15 protein-coding genes and 3 tRNA genes are annotated in these 19,025 nt (G+C 35.1%); 10 read left to right on the forward strand and 8 right to left on the reverse strand.

Translation table 11 applies throughout. The features are described from left to right. Positions 1 to 79: 79 nt before the first annotated feature. The 3 genes from dnaA to HT717_RS00355 form a co-directional block, all read right to left on the reverse strand. On the reverse strand, positions 80 to 1,441 hold the full coding sequence (gene dnaA / locus HT717_RS00345) for a chromosomal replication initiator protein DnaA (RefSeq protein ID WP_049540461.1): 1,362 nt from the start codon (positions 1,439 to 1,441) through the stop codon (positions 80 to 82). Positions 1,442 to 1,657: 216 nt separating this feature from the next. Further along, the gene (locus tag HT717_RS00350; RefSeq protein WP_049540464.1) at positions 1,658 to 2,416 is read right to left on the reverse strand and encodes a ParB/RepB/Spo0J family partition protein; all 759 of its coding nucleotides are present in this window, start codon (positions 2,414 to 2,416) and stop codon (positions 1,658 to 1,660) included. A 57-nt stretch (positions 2,417 to 2,473) separates the two neighbouring features. Further along, positions 2,474 to 3,655, reverse strand: a complete 1,182-nt coding sequence (locus HT717_RS00355) for a S1C family serine protease (RefSeq protein WP_049540466.1) — start codon at positions 3,653 to 3,655, stop codon at positions 2,474 to 2,476. Positions 3,656 to 3,838: 183 nt separating this feature from the next. Between HT717_RS00355 and rlmH the strand changes: the two genes are divergently transcribed. The 7 genes from rlmH (at position 3,839) to HT717_RS00390 (ending at position 7,022) form a co-directional block, all read left to right on the forward strand. Beyond that, the gene (gene rlmH, locus HT717_RS00360; protein ID WP_049540467.1) at positions 3,839 to 4,318 is read left to right on the forward strand and encodes a 23S rRNA (pseudouridine(1915)-N(3))-methyltransferase RlmH; all 480 of its coding nucleotides are present in this window, start codon (positions 3,839 to 3,841) and stop codon (positions 4,316 to 4,318) included. A 43-nt stretch (positions 4,319 to 4,361) separates the two neighbouring features. Then, positions 4,362 to 4,435 (forward strand) — tRNA-Arg (locus HT717_RS00365). 164 nt (positions 4,436 to 4,599) lie between these two features. Further along, complete coding sequence (gene comC / locus HT717_RS00370; protein ID WP_000799683.1) at positions 4,600 to 4,725, forward strand: competence-stimulating peptide ComC; 126 nt, start codon at positions 4,600 to 4,602, stop codon at positions 4,723 to 4,725. Between the two features lie 20 nt (positions 4,726 to 4,745). Then, entirely contained in the window at positions 4,746 to 6,071 is a 1,326-nt protein-coding gene (gene comD, locus HT717_RS00375; RefSeq protein WP_001048116.1) for a competence system sensor histidine kinase ComD, read from the forward strand. Continuing rightward, positions 6,068 to 6,820 carry a competence system response regulator transcription factor ComE gene (comE, locus tag HT717_RS00380; protein WP_000866065.1) on the forward strand — a complete coding sequence of 251 codons (753 nt, stop codon included), beginning with the start codon at positions 6,068 to 6,070 and terminating at the stop codon, positions 6,818 to 6,820. Before comD ends, comE begins: the two co-directional genes overlap by 4 nt. A 51-nt stretch (positions 6,821 to 6,871) precedes the next feature. Continuing rightward, positions 6,872 to 6,943 (forward strand) — tRNA-Glu (locus HT717_RS00385). Positions 6,944 to 6,948: 5 nt separating this feature from the next. Continuing rightward, a tRNA-Asn gene (locus tag HT717_RS00390) sits at positions 6,949 to 7,022 on the forward strand. Positions 7,023 to 7,062: 40 nt separating this feature from the next. On the opposite strand, the gene HT717_RS00395 is transcribed toward HT717_RS00390, so the two are convergent. Then, positions 7,063 to 7,605, reverse strand: coding sequence for a TetR/AcrR family transcriptional regulator (locus tag HT717_RS00395; protein ID WP_049540357.1), 543 nt, complete (start codon positions 7,603 to 7,605; stop codon positions 7,063 to 7,065). A gap of 127 nt (positions 7,606 to 7,732) precedes the next feature. Between HT717_RS00395 and HT717_RS00400 the strand changes: the two genes are divergently transcribed. Beyond that, positions 7,733 to 10,375 (forward strand): YhgE/Pip domain-containing protein, encoded by a 2,643-nt coding sequence (locus HT717_RS00400; protein WP_049540355.1) that lies wholly within the window; start codon positions 7,733 to 7,735, stop codon positions 10,373 to 10,375. Positions 10,376 to 10,401: 26 nt separating this feature from the next. On the opposite strand, the gene HT717_RS00405 is transcribed toward HT717_RS00400, so the two are convergent. After that, positions 10,402 to 12,945, reverse strand: a complete 2,544-nt coding sequence (locus tag HT717_RS00405) for a YfhO family protein (RefSeq protein WP_049540354.1) — start codon at positions 12,943 to 12,945, stop codon at positions 10,402 to 10,404. A gap of 61 nt (positions 12,946 to 13,006) precedes the next feature. Beyond that, on the reverse strand, positions 13,007 to 14,629 hold the full coding sequence (locus tag HT717_RS00410) for an ATP-binding cassette domain-containing protein (protein WP_000958772.1): 1,623 nt from the start codon (positions 14,627 to 14,629) through the stop codon (positions 13,007 to 13,009). A 205-nt stretch (positions 14,630 to 14,834) separates the two neighbouring features. On the opposite strand from HT717_RS00410, the gene trpS reads away from it, so the two are divergent. Together trpS and guaB are read left to right on the forward strand one after the other, a co-directional pair. Then, the gene (gene trpS, locus HT717_RS00415; RefSeq protein ID WP_000165457.1) at positions 14,835 to 15,860 is read left to right on the forward strand and encodes a tryptophan--tRNA ligase; all 1,026 of its coding nucleotides are present in this window, start codon (positions 14,835 to 14,837) and stop codon (positions 15,858 to 15,860) included. A gap of 151 nt (positions 15,861 to 16,011) precedes the next feature. After that, positions 16,012 to 17,490: an IMP dehydrogenase gene (gene guaB, locus HT717_RS00420; protein WP_020901151.1), complete on the forward strand. Its 1,479-nt coding sequence runs from the start codon at positions 16,012 to 16,014 to the stop codon at positions 17,488 to 17,490. A gap of 49 nt (positions 17,491 to 17,539) precedes the next feature. Here the strand turns inward: guaB and recF are convergent, their stop codons facing one another. Both recF and yaaA read right to left on the reverse strand, forming a co-directional pair. After that, positions 17,540 to 18,637 (reverse strand): DNA replication/repair protein RecF, encoded by a 1,098-nt coding sequence (gene recF / locus HT717_RS00425; protein ID WP_049540350.1) that lies wholly within the window; start codon positions 18,635 to 18,637, stop codon positions 17,540 to 17,542. 2 nt (positions 18,638 to 18,639) lie between these two features. Continuing rightward, positions 18,640 to 19,008 carry a S4 domain-containing protein YaaA gene (gene yaaA / locus HT717_RS00430; RefSeq protein WP_020900983.1) on the reverse strand — a complete coding sequence of 123 codons (369 nt, stop codon included), beginning with the start codon at positions 19,006 to 19,008 and terminating at the stop codon, positions 18,640 to 18,642. Between the last annotated feature and the right edge of the window lie 17 nt (positions 19,009 to 19,025).

Consider the following 19,025-nt stretch of genomic DNA (forward strand, 5'->3'; position numbering starts at 1 on the left):
AAAGTAAGTCATATCAAGTTTTTGAGCTTGTTTAAAAAATGTGGATAAAAAAGATAAAAAAGCGAAAGTTATCCACAAGTTATTTGATTTTCTTTTTGATTGATTCAATTTCTAAATGTAAATTATCGTCTTCATCAATCAAAGATTTAATTTTTGCATGGGCATGAATGACTGTTGTATGATCTTTTCCTCCAAATTCCTTCCCAATTTTTGGAAGACTATTATCTGTCAGTTCTCTAGATAAATACATGGCTACTTGACGGGCCAAAACAATATTTTGAAGGCGTCTGCTTCCCTTCATTTCTTTGACACTAACACCATAAAAGTTACCAACTTCATTTTGGATTTTGTCAATTGGGATTACGAGCATTTGGTTAACATCTTGTTTGCGAGCTCTAATAGCTTCTGCAGCAATATCAATAGTGATATCCTTGATTTTTTTTACTCTGGCAATTAAAGTGATGTCGTTGATAGCTCCCTCAAGGTCTCGAACATTTGAATCAAATTGCCCAGCTAGGTATTCTAGAGTATCACTTTGGAAATTGTAGCCTAAATGTTCCGTTTTACTTTGTAAAATGGCAATACGTGTTTCAAAGTCAGGGGGGGTGATAGTTTGTGTCAATCCCCAACTAAAGCGCGTGACAAGCCTCTCCTCGAGCCCTTCTAGATGTTTTGGACTACGATCACTAGTTAGGACAATCTGTTTTTGCTTGTCATGAAGGGCGTTAAAGGTATTGAAAAATTCTTCTTGAGTTGCGACTTTTTTTCCGCTAAGTGACTGGATATCATCGATTAACAAAAGATCAAGACTGCGGTAGGTTTTTTTAAACTTTTCCATTTCCCCAAGTCTTAGGTGATCAAGAAAGTCATTAATAAAGCTTTCAGCAGGTATATATTTGACACGCGCATTCGGAATATTTTTTAGAATTTCATTTCCAATAGCGTTTAATAAGTGAGTCTTCCCAAGCCCAGGTCCTCCATAGATAAAAAGAGGATTATAGGTCAGAGCTAAATCTTCAGAGACAGCCAAAGCAGCTGATACAGCCCAAACATTTCCATCCCCTTGGATAAAATTTTCAAAGGTATACTTCTCTTTTAATCCAGTCTCTGAATAAGGAATAGATGCTAACTTTGGACTATAGTCATAAAGAGTTGAATTTGTAGCTTCTTCAACTTGTGAGATAGTAATATCTTGAGGCTTGTGGAAAATATAATGGGGAGTTATTTCAGCATCATAAATTTCAAAACCAGCTACTACAATAATATCTTTTAGTTGTTTTTCCCAGACCATTTCCATTTCAGATCGAGGTAAAAATATAGTAGCAACATTTTCTTCTACCTTGATGAGTTCAGCTTGAATAGCATAGAAATCATACATGGATCGAGTTAGTCTTTCTTGCGCAAATTCTAAGATACGATTCCAAAATTGTTTTTCTTTCAATCCGTTCTCCTCCTTTACTACTTGTTTAAAAGTTTAATGCTAGACTTATTTTACCATAGATAGCAAGAATTTTCCACAAGCTGTGAAAAATAATCCACAATGTTATCATTTTTTATCCACAGGTTGGGGATAAAATTAAAAACTTTTGATTTATTAAGCTTTTTATCGAAAAAAATAGTGGATAACATTGTGAGATAAAAAAATAAAAGAACAGCCTTATTTCAGGCTGTTGATAATTCTACTGTATTCTTCTTGATTTGAAAAAGAAATAATGAGTTTTCCACTGTCTTTTTTAGACAATTTGATTTCTACATCTAATCCGAGTAGTTTTTTTAACTGCTCTTCTTCATTTTGTATGAAATGATCAGTTTTTTGCTGTTTCTTTTGTTTTTTATCTGTCAGAAGAGCTTCTAATTTCCTTACAGAAATGTCTTCTTCTATAATTCGTTGAAAGAAATAGTCTTGTTGTTCCTTATTCAACCCAACTAGAGAACGCGCATGAGCTTGTGATAGTTTGCCATTTTCTACTTCTGAGAGGATAGCATCTGGCAAGGAAAGCAAACGAATGGAGTTGCTGATATATGGACGAGACTTGCCCATTTTATCTGCAATTTCAGCATGGGTGAATCCTTTCTCTACGAGAGATTCATAGGCGCGTGCTTCTTCTATTGGGTTTAAATTTTCTCTCTGCAAATTTTCAATGATGGACTGGACCATCATCTCTTGGTCTGAAAGCTGTTTAACAACAGCGGGGATAGACGTTAGACCAGCTAAAAGTGAAGCCCGATAGCGTCTCTCTCCTGCAAGGATTTCATAACCAATAACAGGAGATTGACGAACAATAATCGGTTGAATGACCCCATTTTCTTTGATAGACTGTGCTAGTTCATGTAGTTTTTCTCCATCAAATTCTTTTCGAGGTTGATAGGGATTTTTTTGTATATCCGTGATAGAAATCATTTTAAATTTTTCCATGATTCTACACTAACACATCTTTTCTCTTATGTAAAGCTTTCTTTACATAGATGTCAATTAAGATTCTAAATCGCCTGAACTCTTGTCAAGTTTAATAGATGTAGTTTCTTCTTTACCGTTACGATAGTAAGTTATCTTAATGGTGTCTCCGATAGAATGATTGTAAAGAGCACTTTGTAAGTCTGTTGATGAAGCAATGTCTTTGTCATCTACTTTTGTAATAACATCGTATTTTTCAAGGTGACCATTGGCGGGCATATTGCTTTGTACAGAACGAACAACTACACCAGATGTTACATTACTTGGAATATTCAGTCTTCTAATATCACTTGTATTAATATTTGAGAGATTGACCATTTGGATGCCCAACGCTGGACGCGTCACTTTTCCGTTCTTTTCCAACTGTTCAATAATATTGATAGCATCATTTGCAGGGATTGCAAAACCAAGGCCTTCTACAGATGTACCTCCATTTGTGGCAATTTTACTTGAGGTAATTCCGATAACCTGTCCTTGAATATTGATCAGTGGGCCACCAGAGTTACCTGGGTTAATAGCAGTATCAGTTTGGATGGCTTTTGTAGAAATGGCTTGTCCATCTTCAGATTTTAAAGACACATTTCGATTGAGACTAGATACGATACCTTGAGTGACAGTATTAGCATATTCAGAACCTAACGGGCTACCGATGGCAATAGCAGTTTCTCCTACGGTTAACTTGCTAGAATCACCAAACTCAGCTACTGTTGTCACTTTTTCTGAAGAGATTTTGACGACAGCAATATCAGAGAAAGTATCAGCTCCGACAATTTCTCCAGGTACTTTAGTTCCATCTGACAAACGAATATCTACTTTGCTGGCACCATTTATAACGTGATTGTTGGTGACAATGTAAGCTTCTTTGTCATTTTTTTTATAAATAACCCCAGATCCTTCACTAGAGATTTGCTGAGAATCTGTATCCGTATCATCATTGCCAAATACGCTATTTTGTCTATTTGCTGAATAAGTAATAACAGAAACAACAGCATCTTTTACTTTGTTAACAGCCTGAGTTGTTGAATTTTCATTCTTATAGGCAGTCTGTGTAATAGTACTATTGTTGTTAGAGGTACTTACAGTACTTTTTTGAGTTAGTTGAGTTATTGAAAAACTACCCAAGGCTCCACTAATAAAGCTAATGACGATAACGACTACTAATTGAAACCATTTTTTGTAAAATGTTTTTAGATGTTTCATATTTGCCTCCATATATTTGAAATTACTGAAAGTATAAACTGACTAGCTTAATTATAACTTAAACACAAAAGTTTTTCACAGATTGTGGATAACTTTCAAAAATCTGTGGTTTTCTCGGTTAAAATTAACCTTTTATTTTGTGAATAAGATGTGAAAAAATAGAGAATATGTTAGAATAGAGTCATGAAAATAAAAGTTGTAACAGTTGGGAAACTGAAAGAAAAGTATTTAAAAGATGGTATCGCGGAGTATTCAAAACGAATTTCTCGATTTGCTAAGTTTGAAATGATTGAGCTGGCAGATGAAAAAACACCAGATAGGGCTAGTGAGTCAGAAAATCAAAAGATTTTAGAAATAGAAGGTCAGAGAATTTTATCAAAAGTTGGTGACCGTGATTTTGTTATTGTGTTAGCTATAGAAGGGAAAACTTTATCCTCGGAAGAATTTAGTAAGCAATTAGAAGAAGCTTCTATAAAAGGATTTTCTACTCTTACCTTTATTATTGGAGGGAGTCTGGGATTAGCACAGGATGTAAAAAAGAGAGCCAATATTTCTGTTAGTTTTGGACGCTTAACCTTGCCCCATCAGTTAATGAGACTAGTCCTTGCTGAACAAATCTATCGTGCTTTTACGATTCAGCAGGGCTCGCCCTATCATAAATAGAAAATTGACTTTTAATTGATTTTTTGGTAGAATAGTTGTGTTAGGTCTCATAGCTCAGCTGGATAGAGCATTCGCCTTCTAAGCGAACGGTCGCAGGTTCGAATCCTGCTGGGATCAATATAGTAGTAAAGCTGGGAATTTTCCCGGCTTTTTTCTTAAAAAAGTACACTTGAGGAGAAAAAAATGACAGTTGAGAGAATTTTATCTAAAACGAAATTCCATTTTGTATAATGGTTTTTGTAAGTTAGCTTACAAGAAAAAACATTTTAGGAGATTTTATTATGAAAAACACAGTTAAATTGGAACAGTTTGTAGCCTTGAAGGAAAAAGACTTGCAGGAGATTAAAGGTGGGGAGATGAGACTGCCAAAAATCCTCCGTGATTTTATTTTCCCAAGAAAAAAGTAATAAAATAAGGGGAAAGAGTAATGAATTTATTTGGATTTGGGACAGTTATTGGTCATTTTTTAATTATTAGTCACAGTTACCGTTTAATTTGTAAAGGTCAAATAAAATCAAAGGAACTATATTTTTTTGGTATCTATACATTACTAGTAGAAGCAGTACTTGAACTTTCCTTTTATCTTCTATATTTAGATGAAATAGTGATTGAAAGATTTTTATTTCCTTTGGGCTTATATTCCTATTTTCGATGGATTAAACAGTATGAGAGGGATAGAGGACTATTCCTAAGTTTACTACTATCTCTTTTATATGAGAGCACTCATAACTTTCTGTCCGTAACTTTCTCCTCTATAACAGGAGATAACTTTGTTTCACAATATCATGACCCATTCTTTTTCGTTGTAACGGTGTTGACCTATTTTGTTGTCTTAAAAATCATTCATTATTTCCATTTGGAACTATCCTATTTTGACAAAGACTACCTCTATCCTTTCTTGAAAAAAGTATTTTTTGCTTTACTACTGCTCCATATTGTATCTTTCGTTTCAGATATGGTAAGTACGATTAAACATTTGAATAGTTTTGGAAGTATTTTATCATCTATTGTCTTTATTTCTCTACTTTTGACCTTTTTTGCAATGAATTCGCATAAAGAACAAATGGAGAAAGAGATTGCTTTGAAGCAGAAGAAATTTGAACAGAAACATTTACAGAATTATACAGATGAAATTGTTGGCTTGTATAATGAAATCCGTGGTTTTAGACATGACTATGCTGGGATGCTTGTCAGTATGCAGATGGCAATTGACAGTGGTGATTTACAGGAAATTGACAGAATTTACAATGAAGTTTTGGTCAAAGCAAATCATAAACTGCGTTCAGATAAGTATACTTACTTTGATTTGAACAATATAGAAGATTCAGCTTTACGAAGTTTGGTTGCACAGTCAATTGTCTATGCTCGAAATAATGGTGTAGAGTTTACACTGGAAGTAAAAGATACGATTACCAAGCTCCCAATTGAACTATTGGATTTGGTTCGTATCATGAGCGTTTTATTGAACAATGCTGTCGAAGGATCAGCTGATAGCTATAAAAAGCAGATGGAAGTAGCAGTTATTAAGATGGAAACTGAAACAGTTATTGTGATTCAGAATTCATGTAAAATGACGATGACTCCTTCAGGAGATCTATTTGCTTTAGGATTCTCCACTAAGGGAAGAAATCGCGGAGTCGGATTAAATAATGTGAAAGAACTACTAGATAAGTACAACAACATCATTTTAGAAACAGAGATGGAAGGCAGTACATTTAGACAAATTATTAGATTTAAGAGGGAATTTGAATGAAAGTTTTAATTTTAGAGGATGTTATTGAACATCAAGTGAGACTAGAAAGAATATTGGATGAAATTTCGAAAGAATCGAATATTCCAATATCATACAAGACAACAGGAAAAGTCCGTGAATTTGAAGAATACATTGAAAATGATGAAGTAAATCAGCTTTATTTCCTAGATATCGATATTCATGGAATTGAGAAAAAAGGATTTGAGGTTGCTCAGCTCATTCGTCATTACAATCCCTACGCTATTATCGTCTTTATCACCAGTCGATCAGAGTTTGCGACTTTAACCTATAAATACCAGGTATCAGCTCTAGATTTTGTTGATAAGGATATCAATGATGAGATGTTTAAGAAGAGAATTGAGCAAAATATTTTTTACACGAAGAGTATGTTACTTGAAAATGAAGATGTTGTAGATTATTTTGATTACAATTACAAGGGAAATGATTTAAAAATTCCTTACCATGATATTTTGTATATTGAAACGACAGGAGTCTCTCATAAATTGCGCATTATTGGTAAGAATTTTGCCAAAGAGTTCTATGGTACCATGACAGATATTCAGGAAAAGGACAAACATACTCAGCGATTTTATTCTCCTCATAAGTCATTTTTGGTAAATATAGGCAATATTAGAGAAATTGACCGAAAGAATCTAGAAATTGTTTTCTATGAAGACCATCGTTGTCCTATTTCAAGGTTAAAAATTAGAAAATTGAAAGATATTTTAGAGAAAAAATCTCAAAAGTGATTGACAATTAGTAAGAAATTGATATAATGGTTATATCTGCTACAGATAGAAGGTCCGTTGGTCAAGGGGTTAAGACACCGCCTTTTCACGGCGGTAACACGGGTTCGAATCCCGTACGGACTATTTTATCCGCCATAGCTCAGTTGGTAGTAGCGCATGACTGTTAATCATGATGTCGTAGGTTCGAGTCCTACTGGCGGAGTATAGATAAAAGGGAACATAGTGTTGTTCCCTTTTTTGTATCAATTTATATCACCAAGCATCTTCATAAGGAAGTCTGTTATTTCTTGAGGACTTTCTTTTTTTCCATGTGCAATCCAAGTTTGGCAGACACCAAAAAGTGCGTGAGTTAGATAGATGCTACTGTATTCTAATTCAGTGGTATTAAGATTCAGTTGCATAAATCGCTTTTGTAAATCTGTACTGAGCATGATATGAAGTTTATTTCGTAAGAAATTTTGAATTTCTTTAGTCCCATTTTCAGAAAGAAGGGCAGCCAGAAGTGGTTCTGACTCTAGATATTCAAAGACTTCTAAAATAGCATCTTTTTTGTGATGAGCATGTTTTTGAAAAATATATTCAAATGTATGAAATAGCTTGCTTTGATAGTGCTCGATCATATCATACTTATCTTTATAGTGAGTATAGAAGCTGGAACGACTAATTCCGGCTTTTTTTGCTAACTTGACAGTAGAAATTTGATCAAATGGTTGTTCCATCAGTAATTCTACCATAGCATTTTCAATAGTTCGCTTTGTTTTTAAGCGTTTGTTACTTTCTTGCATACTTCCTCCTTGTAAACAAATTAGACTATCTGTCTAAAAATGGATTTTTTATCTTGTAATTTAGATTTTTTAATGTATAATCTATTATATCAAAATTTTAGACAATATGTTTAAAAAAGGAGAAGCTATGTTTAAAGAATGGAAAGCAATTTTTAAAAAACCAACCTTTATTATTGTCATGATAGGGATTTCTCTTATTCCAGCTCTGTACAATATCATATTTTTGTCATCAATGTGGGATCCATATGGTCAATTGTCTGACTTACCTGTGGCAGTTGTCAATCATGATAAAGAGGCTTCCTATAATGGTAATATCATGGCAATAGGAAAAGACATGGTGTCTAATTTAAAAGAAAATAAAACCTTAGATTTTCATTTTGTAGATGAAGAGGAAGGAAAGAAGGGATTGGAAGATGGCGATTACTATATGGTAGTGATTTTACCAAGTGATTTGTCTGAAAAAGCAGCTTCTATTTTAACGGATCATCCAGAGCAAATGCAAATCGATTATCAGACTTCAAGTGGTCATAGTTTTATTGCTAGTAAGATGAGTGATTCTGCGATGACACAATTGAAGCAGAATGTGTCTACAAATGTAACTGTGACCTATACTAAAGCTTTATTTGATAAGATGGTCGAATTAAAGGATGGCATGAGTCAAGCAGCTTCTGGTAGTGAAAAATTAACTGATGGAGCGAATCAGTTAGTGACAGGAAGTCAAACATTGACTACTAACCTACACTCTTTAGCAGATTCAAGTTTAACATTTTCAAATGGAACGGAGCAGTTTACTAAAGGATTATCCTCTTATGTTTCTGGTGTTGAACAACTTCATCTTGGCTTAGGGAATTTTAATAGTGGTTTGGTTACATATACTGGTGCAGTGAGTAAATTAGATAGCGGATTAGGTCAATTAGCTTCTAAAAGTCCTGAATTAGTAGGGGGAATCAATCAGTTATATACTGGTGTAGAGGCCTATACTGGCGGTGTTTCTCAGCTCAATACTGGTCTTAACCAATTTTCATCTGGTGTTAGTGCCTACACTAATGGAGTGGGAAGTCTTGCAACAGGTGCTAATCAGTTATCTAGTCAATCAGCTACACTTCGAATGAGTGTGGAGCAATTAAGTGAAGGGATTCAACAACTTTCTAGTAAGTTAGATGCTTCGTCTGGGCAAAAAGATCAAATTAATCAATTATCTTCTGGTTTGAATCAGTTAAATCAAGCTATTCAAAATATTGATGTTGGAGATACAAAACAATTGTCTTCTGTTTTATCAAGTATAGTTTCTCTTTCTAATCAAATGTTAGCAAGTGCTCAGTCTGATAAAGCAGCTATATTAGCAAATATTCAATCGACAGCAGCTTATCAATCCTTGACAAGTGAGCAACAAGCTGAGATAAGTGCTTCTGTATCTCAAAATTCGACTGATAGTATTCAATCGGCTCAATCAATTGTAGATTTAGTACAAGGTTTACAGGGAGGTTTAGAAAACTTACAAAATCAATCTTCAAATCTTTTAACGTTAAAACATCAAGCTAATCAAGTATTACCGCTTGCTTCTACTTCTTTGACAGGATTGTCAAGTGGATTAACAGAAATACAGGGATCAGTGACGAGTAAATTAGTTCCTGTTAGTCAGTCGATTACATCAGGTGTAAAGGCATATACTACAGGTGTTGATAAAGTTTCTCAGGGTGCAAGTCAACTAAGTGAAAAGAATTCCACCTTGACAGGTAGTTTGGATCAACTAGTTTCAGGCTCAAACACCTTGACACAAAAATCTTCTAGCTTGACAGCAGGAGTTGGTCAATTAGTTGAAAAAACTCCAGAATTAGTATCTGGTATTGAAAAATTATCAACTGGCTCTAACCAATTGAATCAAAAGAGTCAAGAATTAATGGCAGGAGTTGATAAATTACAATCAGGATCTGGTCAATTAGCAGACAAATCCAGTCAGTTACTTTCAGGTGCTTCTCAATTAGAGAATGGAGCTAATAAATTGGCAGATGGATCTGGGAAACTAGCAGAAGGAGGAACAAAGTTAACTTCTGGATTGGAAGATTTACAGGCAGGAGTTGTTTCTTTAGGACAAGGACTAGGTAATGCTAGTGATCAACTCAAATCAGCATCAACAGAATCTAAAAATGCAGAGATTTTGTCAAATCCACTCAATCTTTCAAAAACAGACAATGATCAAGTTCCTGTAAATGGGATTGCTATGGCTCCTTATATGATATCAGTCGCTCTCTTTGTCGCTGCACTATCAACAAATATGATTTTTGCTAAATTACCTTCAGGTCGTCATCCTGAAACTCGCTGGGCTTGGTTCAAATCTCGATTTGAGATAAATGGAGTTATAGCTGTTTTAGCCGCTGTCTTAGTCTATGGTGGCGTTCATCTTATTGGTCTAACAGCAAATCATGAAATGAGAACCTTGTTCTTAATTATTATCGCAAGCTTAACATTTATGTCTATGGTAACTGCATTAACAACATGGAATAGCCGTGTAGGAGCTTTCTTCTCTCTTATTTTGCTTTTATTACAGTTAGCATCAAGTGCAGGTACCTATCCACTTGCTTTGACAAATAATTTCTTTAGAGCTATTAATCCTTGGTTACCAATGAGTTATTCAGTTTCGGGATTACGACAAACAATTTCTATGACAGGAAATATTCATCATCAAGTCATTTTCCTTGCTGTGATATTAGCCCTATTTACTGGTTTAGGTATGCTAGCCTATCGACCTAAGAAAATGGAAGAAGATTAAAAAAATCGACCAACTGGTCGATTTTTTTATGTCTTAGATGACTTTCGTTTGTGATTATAGATTCCAAATAGTAAAAGAGAAGTAAAGGAACAGATTGCTCCAATAACAAACCCATTTGGAATAAAGGAAAGTGTAATAGTTCCTTTTCCCTTAGGAACGTCAACTTTCATAAAGCCAGTTTGAGCTTGTTTAATTTCTATTTTCTTCCCATCTTGGTAGGCAAACCAGCCTTTGTCATAAGGAATGGTGAAGAAAATGGATGTATCTTGTTTGACATCATATGTAGCAAAGATCTTATTTTTAGAAGTTGATACTGTGACAGGTTGTTCTTTAATTTTTTGAATTGCCTCAGTGAAAGTTTTGGTATCTAAACGATAGAAGGTAGGAGATTCAAATGATACTTGTGAATTTCCAGGGAAACTAACATTAATATTGAAAGTTTTTTTCTCTTTAGTATATCCTAGATTAAAGAAGGAGAAGACATTATCAGTTGTAAAAGTTTTCTTTTCTCCATTGACAATGATGTCAACTTTTTTTTGTTTGTCATTAGAAAAGTGAAGGTTTGTGAAAGAAAGATAAACTTGACTGTTTTCTGGCACTTCAATTTGATACTGGATTGCTGCATCCTCATTTGAAGAACTTGTAACACTAATCAAATCATCAGTATTCTCTGTTTTTTCATAGGGTATTGGAGAAAAATAATCAAAATTGACGTCAGCAAGTTGATTTAAAAACGAGGCCTGATTATCTAGAGTGTGTTCAGTGAACTTGACATCATTGTAAACAGATTGACTAGCAAAAGCAATCGGAAGAGAGAATTGATTTTCATATAGGGTAAGATTATCTTTTTGATAGATATCTTTAAAACCATACTTATCAATAGGACTGTCTGAGATATTATACTGGATACCAAATAAACTATCAGCCAAAATACTATTATTTGCATAACGGAGATTGAGATTAGTCCCAGATGATTTAAAACCAAGTTTATCTAAAGTAGAGCTTGCTGAACGATTTCGAACAGATGAAAATTGAGAGATTCCATTGTAGTTGAATTTCATACTGTCATTTCCTGTCTGAGTTTGTAGTTTCTCAGTACGAGTAAATGGATCCTCAATATATGTTGAGAAAGATTCCATAGCTGGGATATCTCGACTATATGCACTTCGAGAAGCAAATCCCCATTCCTTAGCAATTCCGTCTATTTGAGATGAAGCATTTAAACTCATTTCAACCATTATAAATAAAGAGATTAGAATGGAAAATAGATTTACAGAGATAAACTTTTTGATAACTGCAAGGAGTAAAAGCGAATAGACAACCCAAAATTCAAAAGTAAGCAGAATATTCAAATCTGTTAAAAAAGAATAATGTGATTTTAGATAGATGGTAGCTAAAAATCCTGTTACTACAAGAAAAAGCGAAACTAAAAAGTTCCAGATTTTAATTTCTATCAGACGATTTAAGACTTCCGCTGCTGTATAAATTAACAAGGTAGAGAAAATCCAAGCATAGCGATGTAAAAACATGTTTGGAGTATGCATGCCTTGCCAAAATAAATCAAGAGCCTCTATATAAAAGCTGGCAATTAGAAATGCAAAGAAAATTGCATAGATAAGTTTCACGTGAAACTTAGTGGATTTCAGCGTAAAAAATAAAATGGTCAAAATAAAGGGAAGTAGTCCAACAAAAATCATTGGGATAGCCCCATACTTTGTTGTGTCAAAGGAACCAATGAATTGCTTAGCAAAGAGATCAAGATACCAGCTATTTTCAGTTTGAAACTTTGTAACTTCAGTTAATTTTTCCCCATGTGTCTGTAAATCAAATAGAGTGGGAAGAGTCATAATCAAACTAGCCATACCAGCTAAAACGGAGGTGATTATGAAATCAAGAAAAGATGATTTTCGAGTTTTAAAGTCCCAGGAAATTTGGCAGAGATACCAGAAAATAAGAAACAATGCTGTCATATAGCCAAAATAATAGTTTTGGATAAATAAGATTGACAGACTTGTAAAGTACAAAAGGAGTTTCTTTTCAGTTATAAGTAGGTGTAAACCAGTTATAATTAAAGGAATCAAGATAAAAACATCCAGCCAGGTTTTTATCTCTAGTTGACTAACGGTAAAGCTAATCAGAGCATAAGAAGTGGATAAGGCTAGTTTTAAAGATTTCGGAATATCTTTAAATAATCTATTTAGACTAAAGAAGGTTGACAGACCAATCAATCCAAATTTTAAGAGAGTTGTCAGATAAACAGCATCTGGCATATTCGTTAGATCAAAAAAGTAAACTAGTGGTAAAAGGAAACTAACCAAGTAATAACTAGATAGGGCATAGAAATTCAATCCGAGGCCACTTGTAAAGGTGTAGAACAAACTACCATTTCCGTGTAGGATATTTCTTAGAGCTATATCAAAAATAACGTATTGATGAAACCCATCTCCTAATAGTGGAGATGTATCGCTATTCCAGTAGATACCTTGAGATAGATATACTCCTATCATAATGATTATGGGAATGATGAAAGAAACAAAATAGGTCCAATATGTTTTAAAAAATAATTTCATGTTACCTCATAAAATGTTAGAAAACTCAGCTGGTTAACCCAACTGAGTTTTGAAGTTTTATTTAGTCTTTCCAAAGTTCTTTAACTTTTGCTTGTACTTCTGCATTCTCTAGGAATTCATCATAGGTTTCATCGATACGGTCAATGACGCCATTTTTAGACAAGACAATGATATGGTTGGCTAGAGTTTGAATAAACTCGTGGTCATGACTGGCAAAGATGATTGATTCTTTAAAGTTTTTCAATCCATCATTCAAACTTGAGATAGATTCCAAGTCCAAGTGATTGGTTGGATCATCGAGGACAAGCACATTTGATTTCAAGAGCATGAGTTTTGAAAGCATAACACGAACTTTTTCTCCTCCTGACAAGACGTTGACAGGTTTGTTAACTTCATCCCCAGAGAAGAGCATACGGCCAAGGAAACCGCGTAGGAAAGTATTGTCATCTTCTTCTTTACTTGCGAATTGACGCAACCAGTCAAGAATTGATTCTCCCCCTGCAAAATCAGCTGAGTTATCTTTTGGCAGGTAAGATTGACTAGTTGTAACTCCCCACTTGACAGTTCCTTCATAGTCAATATCTCCCATGATTGCACGAATTAATGCAGTCGTTTGGATATCATTTTGTCCAATAAGAGCTGTCTTATCACCTGGACGCAAGATAAAGCTGATATTATCTAAAATAGTTTCACCATCAATCTTTACAGTTAGATTTTCTACTGTCAAGAGATCATTACCGATCTCACGTTCTGCTTTAAAGTTAATAAATGGATATTTACGACTAGATGGTACAATCTCTTCTAGCTCAATCTTATCAAGCATTTTCTTACGTGATGTTGCTTGTCTTGATTTAGAAGCATTGGCAGAGAAACGAGCAACGAATTCTTGCAATTGCTTAATTTTTTCTTCTGCTTTGGCATTACGGTCTGCTAGCAATTTAGCAGCAAGCTCAGAAGATTCCTTCCAGAAGTCATAGTTTCCGACATAGAGTTTGATTTTTCCAAAGTCAAGGTCGGCCATGTGAGTACACACTTTGTTTAAGAAGTGACGGTCATGGGATACTACGATAACTGTGTTATCAAAGTCAATCAAGAAGTCTTCTAGCCAAGTAATAGATTGGATATCCAAACCGTTGGTAGGCTCGTCCAAGAGAAGAACATCTGGTTTACCAAAAAGTGCTTTGGCGAGGAGAACCTTTACTTTCTCACCATTGGCTAATTCGCTCATATTTTGGTAGTGCAATTCTTCTGGAATGTTTAGGTTTTGAAGTAATTGGGATGCTTCACTTTCTGCTTCCCAACCTCCAAGTTCAGCAAATTCACCTTCGAGTTCGGCAGCACGCACTCCATCCTCATCTGAGAAATCTTCCTTCATGTAGATGGCATCTTTCTCTTTCATTATGCTATAAAGTTTTTCATTTCCCATGATAACGACATCAATGGCACGTTCATCTTCATAGTCAAAGTGATTTTGACGAAGAACAGAGAGACGTTCATCTGGACCAAGAGAGATGTGACCAGTAGTAGGTTCGATATCTCCAGCTAAAATTTTTAAAAAGGTTGATTTTCCGGCACCATTAGCACCGATTAATCCATAAGTATTTCCTTCTGTAAATTTGATATTGACATCATCAAAAAGTTTACGATCACTAAAACGTAGTGAAACATCAGATACTGTAAGCAATGTTTTTCTCCTATATGTGTAATATATTTATTCTACTAGAAAATACGGAAATATTCAAATTTTTATCTGTCAATTTTGTGTAAATTACATTTACAGTACACTTTACACAAAACCGTGAATAGCAAGGTTGATTTATTTTGATAAATTGCGGTTATTTCATTAAAAAAATGCTATAATTGAAGGGACTATATCGAAGGAGAACAAAATGACTAAACCCATTATTTTAACAGGAGACCGTCCAACAGGAAAATTGCATATTGGACATTATGTTGGAAGTCTCAAAAATCGAGTATTATTACAGGAAGAGGATAAGTATGACATGTTTGTGTTCTTGGCTGACCAACAAGCCTTGACAGATCACGCTAAAGATCCTCAAACCATTGTAGAGTCTATTGGAAATGTGGCTTTGGATTACCTTGCAGTTGGATTGGATCCGAGTAAATCAACCATCTTTATTCAAAGTCAGATTCCAGAGTTGGCTGAACTATCTATGTATTATATGAATCTAGTTTCATTAGCACGTCTGGAGCGTAATCCAACTGTAAAAACAGAGATTGCTCAGAAAGGGTTTGGGGAAAGTATTCCGACAGGATTCTTGGTCTATCCAATCGCTCAAGCGGCTGACATCACAGCTTTCAAGGCTAATTATGTTCCTGTTGGGACAGATCAGAAACCAATGATTGAGCAAACCCGTGAGATTGTTCGTTCTTTTAACAATGCATATAACTGTGACGTTTTGGTAGAACCGGAAGGTATTTATCCAGAGAATGAGAGAGCAGGTCGTTTGCCTGGTTTAGATGGAAATGCTAAAATGTCTAAATCCCTTAATAATGGTATTTATTTAGCTGATGATGCGGATACTTTGCGTAAAAAAGTAATGAGTATGTATACAGATCCAGATCATATCCGCGTTGAGGATCCAGGTAAAATTGAAGGAAATATGGTTTTCCATTATCTAGATGTTTTTGGTCGTCCAGAAGATGCTCAAGAAATTGCTGATATGAAAGAACATTATCAACGAGGTGGTCTTGGTGATGTGAAAACCAAACGTTATCTACTTGAAATATTAGAACGTGAACTTGGTCCTATTCGTGAGCGCCGTATCGAATTTGCTAAGGATATGGGAGAAGTTTATAATATGCTTCAAAAAGGTAGTGAAAGAGCGCGTGAAGTTGCAGGTCAAACCCTATCTGAGGTTAAAGGAGCAATGGGACTTCATTACTTTAACTAGGTTTATTTTACAAGAAACTATCATTTCTATCAGAAAGAAAAGATAGTTTTTTATTTACCCCTGTAATATTTGACAAATTTTTATAGAATGGTATGATAGATACAATATAAAAAGAGTCAAGCTCAAAAAGAAAGAAAAGAGGAAACTTCGAATGTCTAATTGGGACACTAAATTTTTGAAAAAAGGTTTTACCTTTGATGATGTATTGCTTATTCCAGCTGAAAGTCATGTGTTGCCTAACGATGCAGATTTAACAACTAAATTGGCAGATAATTTGACTTTAAATATCCCAATTATTACCGCTGCCATGGACACAGTAACAGAGAGTCAAATGGCTATTGCTATTGCTCGTGCAGGTGGTCTCGGAGTTATCCATAAAAACATGTCTATTGCTCAACAAGCAGACGAGGTTCGCAAGGTAAAACGTTCTGAAAATGGAGTTATTATTGATCCGTTCTTCTTGACGCCTGAACATACAATTGCTGAAGCTGATGAGCTTATGGGACGTTACCGCATCAGTGGTGTTCCAGTTGTTGAAACACTTGAAAATCGTAAATTAGTTGGTATTTTGACAAACCGAGATCTTCGTTTTATTTCAGATTATAACCAACCAATTTCAAACCATATGACTAGTGAAAATCTTGTGACTGCTCCTGTGGGTACAGACCTTGCAACAGCTGAGAGTATTCTTCAAGAACACCGTATTGAAAAACTTCCTTTGGTAGATGAAGAAGGTCGTCTTTCTGGTTTGATTACTATCAAAGATATTGAAAAAGTTATTGAGTTTCCAAATGCTGCTAAAGATGAGTTTGGTCGTCTCTTAGTTGCAGGTGCAGTAGGTGTTACTTCAGATACATTTGAACGTGCAGAGGCTCTTTTTGAAGCAGGAGCGGATGCGATTGTTATTGATACTGCACATGGTCATTCTGCAGGTGTCTTGCGTAAAATTGCTGAGATTCGTGATCACTTCCCAGATCGTACTTTGATTGCTGGAAATATTGCAACTGCTGAGGGAGCGCGCGCACTTTACGAAGCAGGTGTAGACGTTGTCAAGGTTGGTATTGGACCAGGTTCTATCTGTACTACTCGTGTGATTGCTGGTGTTGGTGTTCCACAAGTAACAGCTATCTATGATGCTGCAGCTGTTGCGCGTGAATATGGTAAAACGATCATTGCTGACGGTGGAATCAAGTATTCTGGAGATATTGTAAAAGCTCTTGCTGCAGGTGGAAATGCAGTTATGCTTGGATCAATGTTTGCTGGAACAGACGAAGCTCCAGGCGAAACTGAAATCTTCCAAGGACGTAAGTTTAAGACTTACCGTGGTATGGGATCAATTGCTGCTATGAAAAAAGGCTCAAGCGATCGTTATTTCCAAGGTTCTGTCAATGAAGCAAATAAACTTGTTCCAGAAGGAATTGAAGGTCGTGTTGCTTATAAAGGAGCGGCAGCTGATATCGTCTTCCAAATGATTGGTGGTATCCGATCTGGTATGGGTTACTGTGGTGCGGCTAACCTTAAAGAACTACATGATAACGCTCAATTTATTGAAATGTCTGGTGCTGGTTTGAAAGAAAGCCACCCTCATGATGTACAAATTACTAATGAGGCACCAAATTATTCTATGTAAAAGAAATAAAAAGAACTCCTGCAAAAATAGGAGTTCTTTTACAATATTGTCAAGTTTTATTTACAACAACTTTACCATCTTGAATAGTGAAAATACTTAGATTTTCTGGTAGATTTTGAAGATGGTCTAAGCTTGTTGTTGTAATAAAGGTTTGGATTGATTGAGAAATCGTTTCTAATAATTTTAACTGTCTAGTGTTGTCAAGCTCGCTCATAACATCGTCAAGTAATAATATCGGAGATTCTGTAGTAATACTTTCCATTAACTCGATTTCTGCTAATTTTATAGAAAGGACGAGACTACGATGTTGGCCTTGACTTCCAAAACTAGCATCCATCCCATTTATATAAAAAGAAATGTCATCTCGATGAGGACCAACACCAGTATTCTGTTTAAATAAATCTCGGGGTTTACTTTTTTCTAAAGCAATTTTGAAAGATTCAGATAAATCTTCTTGGTCAGTTGGCTTGACAGAAGATTGATAGGAAATTGACAACTCTTCAATCTGATTAGAGAGTTCAAAATGTTTCTGACGTCCAAATGATTCTAGTTTTTTTATGAAATCTAAGCGGTGATTCATTACACGACATCCATAATCAATTAGCTGATCATCCAACACAGAAAGGAAGGTTTCATCTATTTTTTGAGCTGATTTTAGGTAAGTGTTCCTTTGTTTTAGGATGTGGTTATAATTGGTTAAGTCAGATAAATAGATTGGCTTGATTTGTCCAAGTTCCATATCAATGAATTTCCGTCGAACCGAAGGTGCTCCTTTAATTAGTTGTAAATCTTCAGGAGCAAATAAGACAACATTCATGTGTCCTACATAATCTGAAAGGCGTGCCTGTTTTAAATGATTAACTTTGGTTACACGGCCTTTTTGTGTTAGTTCGATTTCTAGAGGAATGGATCCAGTTTTTTTCTGAACAAGACCTGAAAGATGAAGTTGTTCCTCATCAAAATGAATGAGATTTTTATCTGTTCGAGTTCGATGACTACGCGTTAAGGCTAAAAAATAGATAGCCTCTAACATGTTTGTTTTTCCTTGTGCATTACGTCCCAAAAAGACATTCAATTTAGGATTAAAGTCTATTTTTGTCTCTTTGTAATTACGAAAAGTCTTGAGAGATAGGTTTTGTAGCCACATGATTATCTACCAGGGAATCGCGGAGCTTGTTTGCTTTTAGGTGATGAAGCAGGTTTCGATTTGTCTTTTTTAACTCCCTTGTTCATCTCTTTGACCAGTTTAGCAATCCGTTCTTTTTCAACTTTATCAGCTTGGTATTCATCTTGTTCTTCAGAAGTAGGTTGTGTCAACAAGATGTCAATATTCATGTCAGGGATGTCAACTTTATCGCCAATACGAAGTTTTTTACCGCGACGACTCTCTAATTCCCCATTAAAGTAAACAGAATGTTCAGAGAGAAATGATTTGATAGCTCCTCCGCTATGTGTAATTCCAAGTTCTTTGAGTAGCGCTTGGAGGGTAATAAATTCTTCAAATAATTTGTATTCCATAATTCACCTCAATCTTT

Origin of the sequence: Streptococcus sp. 959 (genome assembly GCF_013277075.1) — a bacterium.
Taxonomy (GTDB): domain Bacteria; phylum Bacillota; class Bacilli; order Lactobacillales; family Streptococcaceae; genus Streptococcus; species Streptococcus pseudopneumoniae_C.